The organism is Paraburkholderia sp. RL17-347-BIC-D (assembly GCF_046027915.1).
GTDB lineage: Bacteria > Pseudomonadota > Gammaproteobacteria > Burkholderiales > Burkholderiaceae > Paraburkholderia.
This window is the reverse complement of record NZ_JARESS010000015.1, coordinates 126308-144185: the sequence shown is the minus strand read 5'-3', so window position 1 is coordinate 144185 and position 17878 is coordinate 126308. Positions and strand designations below refer to the sequence as shown.

17 protein-coding genes are annotated in these 17878 nt (G+C 64.5%); 3 read left to right on the top strand and 14 right to left on the bottom strand.

Going from position 1 to position 17878, the window contains the following annotated elements; all coding sequences use genetic code 11:
• Positions 1-128: 128 nt before the first annotated feature.
• Positions 129-2093, top strand: a complete 1965-nt coding sequence (locus tag P0D96_RS21665; RefSeq protein ID WP_408315212.1) for an APC family permease — start codon at positions 129-131, stop codon at positions 2091-2093.
• Positions 2094-2124: 31 nt separating this feature from the next.
• On the opposite strand, the gene P0D96_RS21660 is transcribed toward P0D96_RS21665, so the two are convergent.
• From P0D96_RS21660 to P0D96_RS21625, 8 genes are all read right to left on the bottom strand, one after another.
• Complete coding sequence (locus tag P0D96_RS21660; RefSeq protein WP_408315210.1) at positions 2125-3045, bottom strand: alpha/beta hydrolase; 921 nt, start codon at positions 3043-3045, stop codon at positions 2125-2127.
• Between the two features lie 49 nt (positions 3046-3094).
• Positions 3095-4084 carry a substrate-binding domain-containing protein gene (locus tag P0D96_RS21655; RefSeq protein WP_408315208.1) on the bottom strand — a complete coding sequence of 330 codons (990 nt, stop codon included), beginning with the start codon at positions 4082-4084 and terminating at the stop codon, positions 3095-3097.
• Positions 4085-4109: 25 nt separating this feature from the next.
• Positions 4110-5471 (bottom strand): MFS transporter, encoded by a 1362-nt coding sequence (locus P0D96_RS21650; protein ID WP_132377152.1) that lies wholly within the window; start codon positions 5469-5471, stop codon positions 4110-4112.
• A 14-nt stretch (positions 5472-5485) separates the two neighbouring features.
• On the bottom strand, positions 5486-6547 hold the full coding sequence (locus P0D96_RS21645) for a porin (RefSeq protein ID WP_408285911.1): 1062 nt from the start codon (positions 6545-6547) through the stop codon (positions 5486-5488).
• A 135-nt stretch (positions 6548-6682) separates the two neighbouring features.
• The gene (locus P0D96_RS21640; protein ID WP_408315206.1) at positions 6683-7672 is read right to left on the bottom strand and encodes an ornithine cyclodeaminase family protein; all 990 of its coding nucleotides are present in this window, start codon (positions 7670-7672) and stop codon (positions 6683-6685) included.
• Positions 7669-8223 carry a hypothetical protein gene (locus P0D96_RS21635; protein ID WP_408179205.1) on the bottom strand — a complete coding sequence of 185 codons (555 nt, stop codon included), beginning with the start codon at positions 8221-8223 and terminating at the stop codon, positions 7669-7671. Before P0D96_RS21635 ends, P0D96_RS21640 begins: the two co-directional genes overlap by 4 nt.
• Positions 8224-8266: 43 nt before the next feature.
• Complete coding sequence (gene dapA, locus P0D96_RS21630) at positions 8267-9160, bottom strand: 4-hydroxy-tetrahydrodipicolinate synthase (RefSeq protein WP_408179204.1); 894 nt, start codon at positions 9158-9160, stop codon at positions 8267-8269.
• Between the two features lie 28 nt (positions 9161-9188).
• Positions 9189-10316, bottom strand: a complete 1128-nt coding sequence (locus tag P0D96_RS21625) for a cupin domain-containing protein (protein ID WP_132377147.1) — start codon at positions 10314-10316, stop codon at positions 9189-9191.
• A gap of 266 nt (positions 10317-10582) precedes the next feature.
• Between P0D96_RS21625 and P0D96_RS21620 the strand changes: the two genes are divergently transcribed.
• Positions 10583-11818 carry a citrate synthase gene (locus tag P0D96_RS21620; protein ID WP_408315259.1) on the top strand — a complete coding sequence of 412 codons (1236 nt, stop codon included), beginning with the start codon at positions 10583-10585 and terminating at the stop codon, positions 11816-11818.
• 23 nt (positions 11819-11841) lie between these two features.
• Here the strand turns inward: P0D96_RS21620 and P0D96_RS21615 are convergent, their stop codons facing one another.
• From P0D96_RS21615 to P0D96_RS21595, 5 genes are all read right to left on the bottom strand, one after another.
• Entirely contained in the window at positions 11842-12750 is a 909-nt protein-coding gene (locus P0D96_RS21615) for a LysR substrate-binding domain-containing protein (protein ID WP_408179202.1), read from the bottom strand.
• A 75-nt stretch (positions 12751-12825) separates the two neighbouring features.
• Entirely contained in the window at positions 12826-13773 is a 948-nt protein-coding gene (locus P0D96_RS21610; protein ID WP_408315204.1) for a PDR/VanB family oxidoreductase, read from the bottom strand.
• A 22-nt stretch (positions 13774-13795) separates the two neighbouring features.
• Complete coding sequence (locus P0D96_RS21605) at positions 13796-15160, bottom strand: MFS transporter (protein WP_132377144.1); 1365 nt, start codon at positions 15158-15160, stop codon at positions 13796-13798.
• A 69-nt stretch (positions 15161-15229) separates the two neighbouring features.
• Entirely contained in the window at positions 15230-16279 is a 1050-nt protein-coding gene (locus P0D96_RS21600; RefSeq protein WP_408315201.1) for an aromatic ring-hydroxylating dioxygenase subunit alpha, read from the bottom strand.
• Positions 16280-16440: 161 nt separating this feature from the next.
• On the bottom strand, positions 16441-16899 hold the full coding sequence (locus P0D96_RS21595) for an MEKHLA domain-containing protein (protein WP_408315200.1): 459 nt from the start codon (positions 16897-16899) through the stop codon (positions 16441-16443).
• Positions 16900-17153: 254 nt separating this feature from the next.
• Between P0D96_RS21595 and P0D96_RS21590 the strand changes: the two genes are divergently transcribed.
• Complete coding sequence (locus P0D96_RS21590; RefSeq protein ID WP_408179197.1) at positions 17154-17363, top strand: DUF1059 domain-containing protein; 210 nt, start codon at positions 17154-17156, stop codon at positions 17361-17363.
• Between the two features lie 132 nt (positions 17364-17495).
• On the opposite strand, the gene P0D96_RS21585 is transcribed toward P0D96_RS21590, so the two are convergent.
• Positions 17496-17870, bottom strand: coding sequence for a tautomerase family protein (locus P0D96_RS21585; RefSeq protein WP_408179196.1), 375 nt, complete (start codon positions 17868-17870; stop codon positions 17496-17498).
• Between the last annotated feature and the right edge of the window lie 8 nt (positions 17871-17878).

Here is a 17878-nt window from a genome sequence, read left to right as displayed (position 1 = left end):
TGTACCTGTCGGGTGGAACCTGCTTTACGCGGCCGTATATCCAGAAATGACTAAAAACAACGCCGTTCAAATCGTCCGTTTTGAAGACGTGATTTATCCCCGGACGCTCATACGGTAACTCGTCCGCCGTGACCGCCTTCCGGAAAATAAAGAAGCTGATTGCCGGCGAGGCGCTGGATCCGCTCGACCCGCGCACGCGCCAGGCCATCGCGATTACGCCGTTGTTCGCGTTGATCGGTCTCGGCGCCGATGGACTGTCCTCAGCTTGCTATGGGCCCGAAGAGGCGTTTCTCGCGCTCGGACAGCACATGCCGCTCGCTCTGTTTCTCGCTGCGGCGACGGCGGCCACCGTCTTCATCGTCTCGTTCGGTTACAGCCAGATCATCGAATTGTTTCCCGCCGGTGGCGGCGGTTATCGCGTCGCGACCGAACTGCTCGGCCCGCGCTGTGGCGTCGTGTCCGGTGCGGCGCTGCTGGTCGACTATGTGCTGACCGTCGCGACGTCCATTGCGAGCGGTGTCGAAGCCCTATTCAGTCTGTTGCCGGCGACCGCCCAGGCGTTCAGGCTCGTCACGGAGCTAGGCCTGATCGTGTTGATGAGCTGCCTTAACTTGCGCGGCATGAAGCAGTCGATCCTTGTGCTGCTGCCGGTTTTCCTTGGCTTCGTCGTGATTCATGCGGCGCTGATCGTATATGGCGTGGCAGTCCACAGCGGTCAACTGACGGCTATCGTGCCGGCCGCCGTGGGCGAGGCGCGCGGCATGTCGCATGCATTCGGCCCGCTCGTGGTCGCGGCGTTGCTGATGCGAGCGTTCTCGCTGGGAGGCGGCACCTATACCGGCCTTGAAGCCGTGTCGAACAACGTCAACATGATCGTCGAGCCGCGCGTGCGCAATGGCAAGTGGACCATGTTTTCCATGGCGGCGTCGCTCGCTTTCACGGCGGGAGGCATCATCATGCTTTACATGCTTTGGCACGCCAGGCCGGTCGAGGGCAAAACGCTCAACGCTGTCGTGTTTGGCAGCGTGATCGATCATCTCGGGATGGGCTCGTCGCTTGCACGCCACGCCCTGCTGGCTGCAGTGCTTGCGTTAGAGGCAGGGTTGCTGCTCGTCGGTGCGCAAGCGGGATTCCTCGACGGACCAACGGTCTTGTCGAACATGGCAGCGGACTCATGGATGCCGCGTTGTTTCCGCCAACTGTCGACGCGGCTGGTACGACGGAACGGCGTCGTCGTCATCGGCGTTGCGAATCTCGCGATCCTGCTATGGACGCACGGCGATGTGACGACGCTGGTGGTGCTGTACAGCATCAACGTATTCCTGACCTTCAGCCTGTCGTTCCTCGGCCTGTGCATCTACCGGTGGGGCCGCCGCGACCGCGGAGGCTGGTTGCGGCCTTTTGCGCTGGCGGTGCTCGGTCTATCGACGACGGTCACGGTGCTCGCCGTGACGCTTGTCGAAAAATTCACTGCAGGCGGCTGGCTAACCGTGCTGGTGACAGGCGTAGTGATCGTGCTGTGTTTTCTCGTCAGGCGTCACTACAGGGAAATCTCCATGCAGTTGGCGAAGGAAGACGCCCTGTTTGCCGGCGCGGCGCCCAAGGTCGATGGCGATGCGGCGCTCAGGCCGGACCCATCCCGGTCAACTGCGATCGTGCTTGTCGACCGGCATCGCGGTACAAGCATGCACGCGTTGCTTTGCGTTGCGCGCATGTTTCCGGGGCGGTTCGACAACATGATCGTCCTGACAGTCGGCGAAGTGGACGCGCAAAGCTGGGAAGACACGAACCATATCGAGCATTTGCGGCAAGAGATGTCGTCATCGCTTGCGTACTATATGGCCCAGAGCCGCTATCAGGGGTTTGCAGCCGATTGCCGGATCGAGTTCGTCACGCGTCCGATGGACGGACTGGTGCGACTTACCGAAGCCACCATGGACGAGTTTCCGAACAGTGTGTGTTTCGCCAGCAAGCTCGCCTTCAGTCGGGTCAACTTGTCGGCGTGGCTGCACAATCGGACTCCGGCCGAGATCCGGAAGCGCCTACAGTCGCAAGGCAAACGGATGGTGCTCCTGCCGATGAAGATCGGTTGACGGGCGGCCCTGGCGTAACGACCTGTCACGATCAGCCAGGCACCCGCATCCCCGCACAACCGTCGAGCCAGTCGAGCACGATCCGAAACACGTCGTCGCTGTTGGTGTCCATCATCATCATGTGCGTGTTGCCGCGCATGCCGAGCGCCGGCAGATCAATGCGTTCGCCTCGTCCGCCCGCTGCATTCCACGCAGCGATCGAGGCGCTCGCGCGAGCAGAATGGGCACGCCACGCTTCGTCTTCTTCGATAAAGTCGCCGAACACGACGAGCGCCGGCGTGCCCGGCAAACCGGCATCGAACGACGCGGGCACGCCGTGCGGTTCCAGCGCGATGCATGCGCGCACCAGGTCGCGCGCCGCATCGGCCGCGTCGAATACGAATCCGCCACCCTGGCTAAAGCCGAGCAGCACGCACGGGCCAACGCGTGTCACTACATCGATCAGCGCCTGCCGTTGCAGCGCCATCGTGCCAGGCCAACGCGGCACCGTTTGCGCTGACAGACCGCGCAGCGCGCCGAGCGGGAAACGGTGGCCAGCGTAGCCGAAGCGGTAGATCTTCGCGGACTCCTCATCGCTGCGCGACAACGGCTGGTCGGGCCAGACATCGTCGAGTGCGCAGAAGCCCGCGCGTCCGCGTTCGACGTTATCCACCACGTACACCGACACGCGCTCTTCCAGCAGCCGCTGGAGCCAGCCGGGCCTGCCGTCGGGCGTGTCTTCCCACATCGCGCCCGTCAGACCGCCGCCATGCATCAGCACGAGCGGCACCGGATAGCGCGGCGTGGCCTGCAGGAAGTACTGCACGTAGGCCGCCTCGATCCAGTAAGTGCCGTTCGGATCATAGTCGCGCGTCGATGTCGAAGAGAGCGTGACCCGATACGGCGTGCGGCCACTCACGCTCACACGCCGCCCGCCGACGAAGAAGCTACCCGTCTTGCGCAGCGTGATCATCGGCCGCACCGGTTCTTGTCACGGCTCGCCTGCCTGCCGCGCTTCGTGTTCATACGCGCACCGCACTGAGCGTTTCAGCGGGAAACAATTCCTCCGGCTTCAGCAGCCGATGGCACACGCCCTGCTCGTAGCCGAACTTGAGGAACGCTTCGAGCGTCGTGCGGTTAGGTTCGAGCCCATATGGCCAGATGTCCGAGCCAAACAACGCTTGCGCTTCGGCGACACGCGACGGCATCCACGGCAGCGGAAAATGCGAGCAGGTGATATCGCTCAGCCGGTACAGGCTGTTGCGCTTCGCTTCCTCGAAGGCCTTCAGCAGATTGCCGGCAATCCAGCGGTGTTTTTCGAAAGTCTCGCGGCGCAGCACGATCAGATGCATGATCGGGAAGATCCGGGTCGCCTCGTAGTACGCGCGCTCCGCATCGATGAATTCGGGGTAAAGCCGCACGATCTCGTCCGCGCGGCCGCTGTCCGGCTCGGGCGGACGCGCGCTCATGACCGCATCGATCTTGCCGTCGAGCAGTAGCGACGTCAACGAATGCCCGGGTTCCGATCGATACGACACGCCTTCCGGCACTCGCACGTCGACCTTTTCCTTACGCCCCGCCTGGTTCACGCCACCCTGCACCCATTCGATCTCGGACAGCGGAATACCCAGCGAATGTTCGATCCAGCCGCGCGAATAGATCGCCGCGGTTTGCGCCCACTCGGGAATGCCGACGCGTTTGCCGCGCAAATCCTCCGGACGTCGCACTGCGCCGCCACGGCGCACGTAGAGCGACGACTGCCGGAACGAACGCGACGGAAACACCGGCAAGCCGACGAGGCGGTCGTCGCCTTGCGAACGCAACGACGAGTATTTGCCGAACGACATCTCCGAGATGTCCCACTCCTGGAAATGCGTGGTGCGATAAAAAATCTCCTCGACGTTCAGGACCGAGGGCAGCAGTTCGATGCCTTCGGGCTGCACGCGCCCGGAGACCAGATCGCGCACGTGGTCGTACTCACTGACGGCGAGGCTTAAGGACAGTCTTGACATAACGGTTCTCGTAGAAGCGAAAATTTCAATGGGCGTTGGTCACGACCGCATGCGGTTGCGACGGACCGACGGTCAGCACCAGGGTCGCCGTCATCAGCACGGCCGCGCCGATCGCGACGAACATGATGCCGGGACCGCCCGACCACTGCTGCAGGAGGCCGGCCACGGCCGGTCCGAACATCGCGCCGACGCGTGATAGTCCGAGGAATACGCCGACGCCCGTGCCGCGCATTTCGGTCGGATACGCCGACGCGACGAGGTTGTTCAGCACCATCTGCGAGCCGACCACGAAGGCGCCCGCGCCGGCCACGGCAAGCAGCGTGGTCGTGCGGTCGGTCGCCCAGGCCAGCAGCGCGACCATCGCGGCGCCAAGCAGATACGATAGCGCAAGGACCTTGCGGCGGTCGCCGACGCGGTCGGCGGCGAAACCGGCAATCAGTCCGCCCGCCACCGCCATGCCGGCGAACAGCGAGCCGTAGGCGAAGCTCGAAGACAGATTCTCGCCGCGCTTGAGCATGATGGTCGGCAGCCAGCCCGACAGACCATAAGCGGCGAACAGGCTCAACGCGCCGGCGGCCCAGAAACTCAAGGTACGCAGCCGGTAATCCTGGGCCAGCAACCGACCGAGCGGACTCTTGTGCGAAAGCGTGCCGCCCGCGGCGAACTCGCCCATGTCGTACGCCGCGGCGCGTTCCGGGCGCAACCTGTAGAGCAGCGGCTTCAACTCGTCCCACCGGCCGCGATTGGCGAGAAAGCGCGGCGACTCCGGCAGCCATAGCTGGATCGCCATCGCGAACACCAGCGCAATGCCGCCGACGTAGTAAAGGCTCTGCCATCCGTAATGCGGCGTGAGCCAGGCCGCGATCAGCCCCGCCGACGACGATCCGCTCACCCACCCGAGCGAGAAGAACACGATCGTGAAGACGTTGGACGAGCGCGTCGGCGCGATCTCGTTGATGTAGGTGACGGCGAGCGGCATCAGCAGGCCGAGTGCCAGCCCCATCGTCACACGCAATGCGATGTACGACGCGAGATTGTGCGCGAACAGCGCGATCGCGAGACTCATCACACCGGAGCCCCAGCAGCCGAGCAGCAGGATCTTGCGGCGCCCGAAGCGGTCGCCGAGCAGCCCGCTGACGGCCGACCCGGCGGCGAACCCCGCAAGCCCGCTCGACAGCATCACGCCGATACGCACCGGCGACAGGCCCCACGGTCCGGTGACGTAGTGAACGATATACGCCGAGTTGTACAGATCGTAGCCGTCGAACAACAGAATCAGCGAGATCAGGATACCCAGACGAATGTGGAAGCGGCCGAGGCGCGCCTCCTCCAGTTCCTGCCGAACATCGATGCGGCTGGCCGGCATCGACACTTTAAGTTGAGCCATGATCTTCTCCGCTCTCAGAAACTGTGTTTGATGCCGACCATCGCGCCGGTCTGGTTGCTGCCCGTCGTCACGTCGCCGATCGCGCGCACGCCGATGTTCAGGCCGTTGGAATTGCTGACATACGAGACCTCCGCGTAGAGGTCGGTGCTCTTGGACAGAAAATAGTCGGCGAGCAGCACGCCGCTCGATGTTTTCTGCCCGCTGCCGCGAATGCGCTCCTGATAGCCGCCGAGCGATAGCGTAAGCGGCGCGCTCGCCTGCCACGTGGCGCCCAGCCAGTACAGCAGCGAGCTTTGCAGCGTCGTGCTGTTGCGGATGTTGAGCCAGCGCGTGCCGACATACGCCTTCACCGGCCCGAACGCGTACGAGCCGCCGCCCACCACGCGCATCTGCGTGGCGTCTTGCGTGGCGATCGAGGTGCCCTGCATCTGGTCGTACGCGACCCCGACATTGGCGGGGCCACCCGCGTATTGCAGCGCAAAGCTATATTCGCGACCGACCTTCGAGTGGCCGGGCACTTGCGCGCCGTTAGGAATCGTCGAATCGAAACCCGTGCTATACAGCGCGGCAAACGTCACACCCGAAAACCTCGCCAGATAGCGCACCGAATTGTCCGCGCGGCCTACCAGCGTCGGATCGTAACCCTGCGCCGAATAGCTCGGATTGAAGTTGAGCGGATCGTACACGTACATCAGTTCGTAGAGAAGATTGTACTGACGGCCGAGCGTCACCTCGCCGTACGGTGTGCTCAAGCCGACGTACGCCTTGCGGCCGAACATCCGGCCGCCCTGTCCGAGCGCGCCGTTGTTGATCGAGAAACCATTCTCCAGGTCGAACACGGCCTTGAGTCCGCCGCCCAGGTCTTCCTGGCCGCGCAAGCCCCAACGCGAACCGGCGAGGCTGCCGGACTCCATGCGCACGGCGGTGCCGGAGGTGCCGTTGGGTCCGGGCACATGATTGACGACTTCGATACCGACGTCGGCGATGCCGTAGAGCGTTACCGAACTTTGCGCATGCGCGGCCGGTACGGCGGTGCATGACACGGCGAACGCCGCAAGGGCGTGGCGTTTCTTCACGTTTGTGTCTCCAGGGGTTATTGTATTGATGTTTATTGATTCGGATTCCGAATCTGCTTGCCGGGACGTAGCAATCCGACTGCCGACAAGACCGCACTACACGACACGCGCGATCCTGCCGGGATCTAAGCGTCGTCAATCCAGCCGCGGCGGCTCGCGGCGCGGCTGCGGCAGCGGCGCACCGAGTCCAGCCTGACTTGCGAGCGCGTACAGACGCAGACCGAGCGCAAGGTCCGACACGCCCATGCCCATCGCCTTGAACACCGTGATATCGTCCGACGCCGTCCGCGCGAGACGTCGCGCGACCACGTCGCAAAGCGGCGTCACCTGGCTCCAGCCATCCCGCGCGCCGTATGCGCGGGCGAACTCCGTCGACAGCCGCTTTGCCGCGCCGAGGTCGTCGACCACGGCGCGCGTGCAGCGGGCGAACACATCGTCGGCGAGTTCGATTCGCTCTTCCGTGATCGCGCCCACCGCATTCACGTGCGTGCCGTATGCCAGCGCCGCGGCCGGCAGAAACGCTTCGGTGGCGCGGGTCACGGTCGTGACGATCGGCGCATCGCGGACCGCCGCTTCCACTGAAGCCGCTTCGACGATTTCGAAGTCGAACCTGCCGCGCGCCTGCTCGACAAACGCGCGGCGCTTGGCGGGCGTCGGACTGTACACGCGCACCAGCTTCAGCGGTCGCACCGCGGCCACCGCCGCGAGTTGCGCGAGCGCCTGCTTGCCGGTCCCGATCAGCGCGAACACCTCCGCATCGGGCCGCGCGAGCCACTTCGTCGCGACGCCGGAAATGCCGCCGGTACGCATCTGGCCGAGCGCGAACGCCTCCAGAATCGCCCGCAGTTGGCCATTGCCGCTATCGAACAGAATCAGCAGCGGACACGCGCCGCCCTCCGTATGCGCCCACGTCTTGGTGCCGACGATCCCCGCCTGCTGATACGCCGCGCCGATCGCGTGCAGATTGTTGTGCCCCCACGCGACGTGCGTCTTGCCCATGTTGCGCGCCGCCCCGCTCGCCTGCTGCGCGAGCCCGTCTTCGAGCGCTTCGATGGCGCCGGAGAGGTTCATCAGCGAAACGATCTGTTGCTCGGAAATCCACACTGGCGTGCTCGTCGCGTTCATTGCTCGCCCTCGAAGATGGAAGGCACCGGCGGCTTCAGCCCCAGCGTATTGACGGCCAGCGCATGCGTGACGTAGCGGCCGATCAGCATCACGAAGGCCATCGCTTCAGCGGGGCTCAGCAAGCGCGCGAGCGTGTCGAACTCCGCTTGCGCTTCGAGCCCGCGCGTACGCAGCGCCTTGAGCGCGTAGGTTTGCGCGACTTTCTCGACGTCGCTCAGTTCCGTCGCCGCGGCGGGATCGAGCCGGTTGACCTGGGCGATCCACGTGCGCGGAAAACCGAGCTTTTCACTCAGCCGTTCGTGCTGGTGGCGCTCATAGCGATTCTCCATGTAGCTCGCCACGGTCAGTGCGCCGAGTTCGGTCAGACGGTCGGGCAATGCATGTTTGAGCGCATCGGTGAAATGCATGAATTGCAGGGTCACGTCGGGCGCATGCCCCACGCACTTGAACAGCTCGCCGAGATAGCGCAGCCGCTCGACGCGCGGCGTCAGATAGGCGGCCAGATCGGGCCGCATCTCGGCCATCTCCAACCGTGGGATCCTGTCGCTCATCGTTGTCTCCGGGATCGTTGTGGTTCGGGTCGTCGCAACACGTTCAGAGCAGCCCGGCGCGATCGAGCACGCCATCGAGCCGCGTCTCGAGTTCGCGCGTGGCGGGCATCATCGGCAGGCGGTGCTCGTTGGCGGGAATGAGCCCCATCCGCTTCATCATGTACTTGATGGGGATCGGGTTCGTGTCGTAGAACACCGACTGGTTCAGCTCGAACAGCGCGAAGTGCAATTTGCGCGCGGCCGCGTAGTCGTCACGCTCGACGGCTTCGACCAGATCGGCGACCTTGCGCGGCGCGAGATTGCCGACCGCGTTCATCAGACCGCACGCGCCGACCGCGAGCATCGGATAGCTCAACTCTTCGAGGCCGACGAACACGCGCCAGTCGGGCCCGAACGCGTCGAGCATGTGCGTGACGAAACCCATGTCGTTGACCGCGTGCTTCATACCGGCCATGTTCGGCACGCGTTCCCGGATCGCCTTGACGGTCGCCAGATCCATGCTGACCGCGGCGCGCCCCGGGATGTGATAGATCAGCAACGGCCGCTCGGTGCGCGTGCCGATATCCGCGTAATACTCGACGAGCCCGCGTTGCGGCGGACGGATATAGTACGGCGTGACCACCAGCATCGCGTCGACACCGGCCTTGTCGGCGTGCTGTGTCAGTTCGACGGTTTCGGCATGCGACTGCGAACCGGTCGCGGCCAGCACCGGCACCCGGCCCGCGGCGGCTTCGACGGCCACATCGACCAGACGGTTGCGCTCGGCGACCGTCAGCAGGCTCGGTTCGGCCGTCGTACCGTTGACGAGCACCCCGTGCCCGCCGTTGACGATCTGCCAGTCGACGAGCCGCGCATACGTTTCGTAATCGACCGCCTGGTTGCGGAACGGCGTGACGATCGGCGTGATCGAGCCCTTCAGCCATGAGATATCGCGCATGATTCGGATTCCTTGTCGATGGCGCCGCTTATGCGGCCTTGGCGGAGTTCGCGCGATTGGTCGAAAAACCCGTCTGCGTGCCGAGCAGCGCGGGCGGCTCCTTCAGGCTCTCCTGCCACAGCAGCGATTGCATGTAGATGTTCAGCGGCTGGTCCTGGATGGTCAGCTCGTACACGTAATCGTCATACGACGCGTGGTTGTGCACGGCCCAGCCCGGTGCCGACAGCATCAGGTCGCCGGCTTTCCACTCGTAGCGGTTGCCCGCCACCATGCTGTAGCCCGAGCCGGAAAAGTAGTAGTTGATCGCCGACGACACATGGCGATGCGGACGGTCGACGATCTTCGGCGGCCGGATCGTCATGGTCGCGAAGAAGTTCGGCGTGATGCCGTTGGTGCGGCCCGTGACCGGGTTGTACATCATGTACAGCCGCCGGCCGACGTACTCGCTGCCGAGCGCCTCGAGCTTGTCGAGTTCGCTCTTCACCTGTTGCCACGGAAAGTGCAGCGGACGCGAGTCGACCACTTGCGGATTGATCAACGTTTCGTACGGCATCAGCAGACCGCCGTCGTCGCCGATCGCGAACGTGCCGAACGGATTGCGGCGCTTCGGGTCGTCGCTCGCATGCGCGGTGACCGTTTCAGTCGGTACTTCGAGTTCGACGCCGAACTCGGGCACGTACACCTCCATGTGCTGCAGCAATGGGATGTTCGAATAGACGAGCCGCACCTGGATGTCGCTGGTGTCGTTCGTATGCGAATAAGCCACGAAGGCCGGATGATTCCAGACGTCGTATTGACGGAACGCGATGGTGCGGCCCGCCACGCGCGTCGAACCGCCGCCGCGAATGCAGAAATTCACTTCGGTCGCGTTGTGGCGCATCGACTCGGTCGTTTCGCCGGGCAGCAGCACCTGCAACGACACCTGAATGCCGGGCGCGAGTCCCGGCGAACCGTCGCGCGCGGACGGATGAACGATCAGGGAATGACGGCGGCCGTCGTGCGGCTTCGGCAACGCGGCCAGCCGCGCCACCTCCGCGTCGATCTGCTCGCGGCTCACGATAACGGGCGCCCAGTAGTGATTGTCGCGGGGGCGCTGGCCCGTCTGATCGACGAAACTTGCTTGCGCCGGATCGAATTCGCGTCTCAGGTCATGCATCGGAAGGTCTCCTCAAGGCGACTGTCCGAAGCGGAGACGGACAGTCGCGGGAATGGAATCGAGGATTGAAAATTACTCGCCGGCGATTTATCAATCAAGATTGATATTTCAAATCAACATAAAATTGTTTCGGATCCTCGGCGGCATTGAGGCGCAGCGGAATCGCTGATTTATCCGCGCCCATGTGGACTTTCAATCGGACGTCGCGTACTCTTTGGCGATGAATTTATATTGATTGTATTGATTCCATGACCACCAAAGATCTGATGACACGCGAGGAAGTGCTGGCGCGGCTCAACATCAAGCCGGCCACGCTTTACTCGTACGTAAGTCGTGGAATGATCGGCACCGCGCCGCACGACGACGGCCGGCGCAGCCTGTACGTGCGCGCCGACGTCGAACGCGTGGGCAGCCGCAAGCGCGGACGCATGCCGAAGGCCGCGGCGGCGGAATCGACGATGCGCTGGGGCGAGCCGGTGCTCGCGTCGGCGATCACGCACATCACGGCGCAAGGGCCGCTGTATCGCAACCGCTCGGCCGTCGAAATGGCGAAGGCGGGCTCGTCGTTCGAGTCCGTCTCGCAGTTGCTGATGACCGGCGTCTGGCAGGACGGCGTCACCGCATGGGGCGCGCTCGACACGCCGCAAGCCGTGCTGCCGCTGTTCGGCGCCTACGCGGGCAAGCTGGAAGGCAGCGACATCGCCAATCTGCTCGGCATGGTGCCGCTCGCGCTCGGCATGCAAGGGCGCGGCGCGGCCGAAATCTCAGACGGCAGCGCCGTGCAGGCCGCACGCCTCATCATGCAGACAATGGCGGGGTGCCTCGGCTTTCTGAGCAACCAGCGTGCATTCGTGATGCGCGAGCGCGGCGAGAGCCTCGCCGCCTATCTGTTGCGCGCGGCGGGAGGCACCTGTACGCCCGGTGCGGTCTTCGCGATCAACGGCGCGCTCACCGTGCTCGCCGACAACGAACTGGCGCCTGCAACCTTCGCCGCGCGCGTCGCGGCGTCGACCAATGCCGATCTCTACAACTGCATCGCGGCGGCGATCGGCTCGCACGTCGGCTTCTCGACCGGCACCGCAACCGAGAAAGTGGAAACGCTGTTGTTGCGCGACGTGGCCCACTCCGACCCGGCCGCCCGCCTGCAACTCGTGCGCGAAGTCGGCGCGAGCCTGTTCGGCTTCAACCATCCGCTGTATCCGGAGGGCGACGTGCGCGCCAATCTGGTTCTCGAACAGGTGCGCGCGCTGGAGAACGCGACGGCCGACACCGCCCCGACGCTCGAATTCCTCGCGCTCGCCGAAGAACGGCTGTCGATGCATCCGGGCGTGGCGATCGCACTCGTCGTGCTGGCGCGTGCGCTCGGGCTACCGGACGGCACCGCTACCGCGCTCTGGATCATCAGCCGCACGGCCGGCTGGGTCGCGCATGTGCTGGAGCAGCGCGCGCAAGCCTTCCTGCTGCGGCCGCGCGCGAAGTACATCGCGGGGTTGCGCATGTAGCCGCGTGATCGGCGGCGAAGTATTCAGCCGGACATATCCGCGGCGTTGTCGCGCGCCATCTCGGCGAGCAGCCATGTGCGAAACGCGGCGACGCGCGCGAGCGATTCCTCGTCCAGCGGATACACGAGGTAGTACGAGCCCTGGCCGCGCGCGGTATGCGGCAGCGCCTGCACGAGCCGCCCGGACGACAGCTCGGCCCGCACCATCGCCGGATCGACGACGGCCACGCCGAGGCTTTCGCAGGCGGCCTGAATCACCATGATGCGCGACGCGAGCAGCAATTGCCGGCCGCCGACGGGCAGCGGATCGCGCGCGGCATCCGCCCACAAGGTCCAGTCGTCTGGCCGCGTCTTTGCGGTGAGCAGCGTGAAGCGCGCGAGATCGGCGACGCTGCACAGCGGACCGTTGGCCGCGATCGCCGCGGGCGAGCACACCACGACCAGCGACTCCGCGCGCAGAAAATCGCATTGCGCGCCGGGCCAGCGGCCATCGCCGTATGCGATCGCGCAATCGAGCGCATCGCGTTCGAGATCCACCGGCGCGATCGACACGCGAATCTCCACGTTGGCGAATTGTTCCTGCACGGCCGTGAGTCTCGGCAGCAGCCAATGCATCGCGAAGGTAGGCAGCGAATTCACGACCAGCGGCGCCGCGCGTTCGTTGGCCGCCACGCGCTGCCATGCCGACCACAGCCGCTGCAGGCATTGATCGACTTCGCCGTGCAGCAGCCGCCCCGCTTCCGTGAAAGCAAGGCCGCGGCCGGTGCGCGTGAAGAGCCGCGTGCCGAGCCGGTCTTCGAGCACGCCGAGTTGATAGCTCAGCGCCGATGGACTCAGGTGCAGTTCGCGCGCCGCATGTACGAGATTCAGATGGTGGCCGATCACCTGGAAGCTGCGCAGATGATTGATCGAAGGCAGCGTTTGCGTACTCAAGGGAAAGGCTCCGTCGACGGGCATCACGCATCGTACTCACGCGCGCCGCACGCCGCAATCCGGGTATGCCGCGCCTCACAGGTCGAGCACGAGTTCGTCCGATCGCGAGCGCGAGCAGCAAGGCAGGAACTGGTCGTTGCAGGCACGCTCGGCGTCGGTCAGATACAGATCGCGATGCTCGGGTTGCCCGCCCAGCACGCGCGTCAGACAGGTCCCGCACACGCCCTGTTCACACGACGTCGCTATCTGCACGCCTTGCGCGGCGAGCGCCTGCACCACCGTTTGAGTGGCGCCCACCTGCACCACCCGGCCGCTGCGCGCGAGCCGCACGCTGAACGCACGGTCGCTAGCGGTATCGGCAACGGGCGCGCCGAAGTACTCGCGATGCAGTTCGCGATCCGGCCAACCCGCCTGCTTCGCGGTCGAGAGCGCATGCTCCATGAACCCGGCGGGACCGCACACGTACAGATGCCAGCCCGGGCGGTAACGGCGCATGACGCGCTCGAAGTCGAGCCGCGCGTTGGCCGGCGCGTCGTCGACATAGAGCGTGCAGCGACCTTTCAGCAGCGGCTCGGCGAGCCGGTCGAGAAAGGCCGCGCGCTCGCGTTCGCGCACGCAGTAATGCAGCTCGAACGAACCGCCGGCCCGCGCGAGCCGCTCGGCCATGCACAACAGCGGCGTGATGCCGATGCCGCCCGCGAGCAACACCGAATGCCGCGCATCGCGCGCGAGCGGAAAGTCGTTACGCGGCCCTTCGACGTGCAAGCTGTCGCCCACCCGCAGCGCATGCATCGCGCGCGAACCGCCGCGCGATCCGTCAGCGTGCTGCACTGCGATCACATAAGCGTCGTCCTGTTCCGGACGCCCGCATAGCGAATATTGGCGCACGAGGCCAGCCGGCAGATGCACGCTGATGTGCGCGCCCGCCGTATAGGGCGGCAGCGGCTTGCCGTCGAGCGGCGCGAGTTCGAATACGCGGATGCCGGCTGCGGTTTCTTCGATTCGTGCGATGCCTACTTTCATATGAGTTTTGAGTGTGAAGTCGTCAGGCGCTCTGGCTCACGCTCGTCACCGCGTGGCGGCGCGACAGCGTTACGCATAGCATCAGCAGCACGCCGATTGCCGGCAGCAGAGCGACGGCGAAGAGAATGGTCTCGGGTTTCCAGCCGTTGGCAAGCACCGCGCCCACCAGCATCGGCGAGCCGATCTTGCCGATCTGGCCGGCGGCGCCGCCGAGGCCGAGCGCGGTGGAACGCACACGGGTCGGAAAGATCAGCGCGAACAGCGCAAGCGGCGCGGACTGGCCGATTCCCCCCGTGAAGCCAATCACGAAGCCGCTTGGCAGCAGCACGCCGAAACGCGTGACTTCGCAGGCGACCACCACGGTGGCGACGGCGAGCAGCAGCAGCGACGGCAACAGCGAGCGCGTCGGCCCGAAACGGCTCACGACGTAACCCGCTACGCCGAGTCCGAGCATCGAGCCGATGTCGAGGCTCGCGAGCACGTACGACGTGTGCACCACCGAAATGCCCGCAGTCTGCAGAAGCGGCGTGAGCCACACCGTCATCACCTTGATGGTCGCGTAGCTGAGCATCAGGATGCCGAGCAGCAGCAAAGTGATCCCCGTGCGCCCTTCGCTGAAAATCTCCCGCACCGGCACGCCGCCGCGCGCGGGCTTTTGTGCCGCCTCGGACCCGGCGCTCACGCGCAGCGGCTCGACGTCGATCGCCTCGTTGGGATAGAGGCGCTGGAACACCGCGCGCAGCTTGTCCATCTTGCCGCGCGAGGCAAGGAAATGCGGCGATTCCGGCAGCCACGCGATGATCGCGAGCGCCGCGGCAATCGACAGCACGCCACCGACCACATAGACCGCGCGCCAGCCGTAATGCGCCAGCACGTAGCCGTTGATCATCGCGCCCACCGCCGCGCCGAGCGAATAGTTGGCGAACAGCAGCGCGACCGCGAGGCCTTTCGAGCGGCTGTGCACATATTCCGCGCCCAGTGCGAGCACGCATGGAAAGATGCCGCCGAGGCCCACTCCGCCGAGAAAACGCACGATCAGCAGTTGTGTGTAGTTGTTCACGGACGCCGTGCCGAGCGTGAGCGCGCCGATCAGCAGCGCCGCGACGATCACGAGTGGGCGGCGCCCGACCCGGTCGGCGAGGTAGCCGAACACGAAGGTGCCGATCAGGCCGCCGAGCTGCAGCACCGAGAACACCACGCCGAAGCTCGCCAGCGGCACGTTCAGCGCATGCGCCATGGCCTTGGTGGCCACGCTGATCGACTGGGTGTCGAGCCCGTCGAGAAAGATCACTGATCCGCACAATACGAGAATCAGGCGCTGGCAGGCCGAGAGCGGCCGGCTGTCGATCAGCGAGGCGGCGGCGCCCGGCGAAGCGGTTGATTGCATGTCTGTCTCCGTAAAGCGGGCGCTTTGCGTCCCGCCTGTTTTGTTTTTTAAGCGTGGTCCGCGCGCACCTCAGGCGACGGCGGCCGGGGCGGGTTCGTCGACGCGCGCTTCGGCTTCGATCATCGCCGCGAGCAGGCGCCGCACGCGGATCGCGGCGGCGTCGGTCGCCAGCAGGATCGGCCGCATCGACAGCAGTTCGCGATCGCCCATGCGCGTCTGCACGCCTTCGATCATCGGCTTGTCCTGCTCGTGAAAGCCCATCTGCTGCCAGCGCGTCGTTTCGTTGTCGGCCTCGGCGTCGTCGAGGCGATAGTTGCGCGAACTCGCGTAGAGATATTGCGTCGAGGCCGCGCCGATCGGCGTGACGATATGCGTGCCGATACGCACGAGGCCCGCTTCGCGCGGTTTGCCGACGGGCACGACGCCGGTCTCCAGCATGCAGCATCCCGGCGCGTGCCAGCGAATGTTCAGCCAGTATTCGACGGGCGCGTCGGGGTCATCGAGAAACGGCCGGAACGATTGCGGCGCGCGCGTGGCCGGTATCGTGCGGCGGCTTTCCAGCGCACTGCCGTCCTGCACCACGTCGTGTTTCGCCTTGAGGAAATCGTCGACCTGCTGATACGGCGCATGCAGATAGTTGACGTGCGAGAGGTCCATCAGGTTGTCGACGACCAATTCGTAGTGCGCTTTTTGCGTCATCTGGTCGCCGACGGTTTTCAGTTGCGGCGACAGCAGATGCGAGAAATCGGGAATCAGGCTCGGGTCGGCGCGCGACAGATCGCCCGCCCAGATCCAGATCAGCCCGTGCCGGTCCGCGGCGGGAAACGCGCGCACGCGCGCGGCCGGTGGAATGCGGCCGTCGCCATGGGGATTCAGCGAGCACGCGCCGCTGCAATCGAATTGCAGGCCGTGATAACCGCACTCGACGCCGTCGCCGACGCGCTTGCCCATCGACAGCGGAGCAAAACGATGCGGGCAGCGGTCGATCATCGCGACGGGCGAGCCGTCGTGCTTGCGATACAGCAGCACCGGCTCGCCCAGCAGATCGCGAGTGACGAACCCGGACCCGACGTCACGGCTCCAGGCGGCCGCGTACCACGTGTTTTTCAGAAGCTTCATGACTCGTCTTTCCTCGGATAACGCTGGTATTGGGGATATACGCAGGTTATCGGGGGAAGACGGACAGAACAAACGCAATTATTTGCTGGCTGAATCGCAAATTTTCGATGGCTGGAGCAGGGAGCGAAGCGGACACACCGCGCACCCCTCGGTATGCACGATCAAATGTCGCGCGTGCGCGGGATGACAACCGCCTGGCCGTGCAATTTGCCTTCCCCATCGAGAAGTTGCCACAGTGTTGCTTCCTCGATCATGAAGCGCTGGCCTGACTTGGTGATGCGCACGCCCTTGTAGCCCGCCTCATAGCCAAGCCGCTGCACGCGTGCGAGGAACTGTTGTCGCTCCTCGCGATTCGGGGCTTCAGCCGAGAGCCGGGACGGCAATCGGGTAATTTCATCCCAGCTATATTCAAAGCGGCGCTGCGCGGCTTTGTTGCCGTAAATAAAGAGCGGGTCGGGATCGGTGTTGTGCGCAAGCACTGCGAACGGTGCGCTCTCGTAGAGCCATTCGGCAGCTTCGACCACGGGCATGGCGTGCGGCACCAGAGGGTGGCCAAGCACCCGGGCGTAACTGTCGGCAAGGAGTTGGTAGAAAGCTGGATTGCGGTGGAGTGGGGTCATCTAAGGCGTCTCTACGGTGATCGTGGGCTCTGTGTAAACACGGAGGCGTTCACGATACAGCATCTTCAGGCGAAGTTTGTTGAGTCCGGCGGTGGCAAGGGGTGGTGATCCATGACCTCAGGACCAGCAATTGCGGGGGAAATGTGAACCTCGCGGACAGCAGCGTCGCCCGCTTTGGCGACGTGGCTGCCCGCGTGTCCACGGCGTGTCACCGTGCACCCATATTCCTGTAAGAAGTGACAAGGAGATTTCAAATGAAAACCATGACGTGCAAAGAGCTCGGCGGTAAATGTGAGCAGAAGTTATCGGCTGAATCATGGGACGAAATGGTACAGGTCATGACGAAACACGTCATGGACAAACACCCGGATGTCGCCAAGGAAATGGAAACAATGCACAAACAAGATCCGCGGAAGTGGGGTAAAGAAATGAAACCAAAATGGGACGCAGCGCCTGAATGCTGATCGGTCGCCCCGTCTCGCACGCCGCATCTGCGCGGAATGCCGATGCGACGCCCTGCAACACGTTGCAATGCGGGCTTTGGAATTGCGTTCATCAGGAAGCGCAGACGCTCGTTGGCGCCGCCGCCCTCACCTCTATTCGTTCGCGATGTCCGGCATGACCTGTCCCATTTCCATCGCCTGACTGGCCGGCACTTCCTGAATGCCGATGACAAGCTGGTCATCGGGCGCTCCCGTCGCGGTCTGAAACAGTTTCCAAAGACGCTGTAGCAATTCCCGCTTGTATGCAGGCGACCGCCCGGCGCGCATCAAAAGCGTCAGCGCGGCAGTTGCCGCGGGTTCTCCGGCGGTGAACCCGCTGCCCGGCGCATAGTCCTGAAACACGACATGCACCCAATTTTTCGGCACACCCGCGTATTCGGAATGCAGGGTCGTCAGCTCCATTGCGAGCTTGGCCTTGGCATCACTGCTGAGTGCGCCGTCCTGAGTAATCAAGGTATAGAGCGGCATGGAAACGA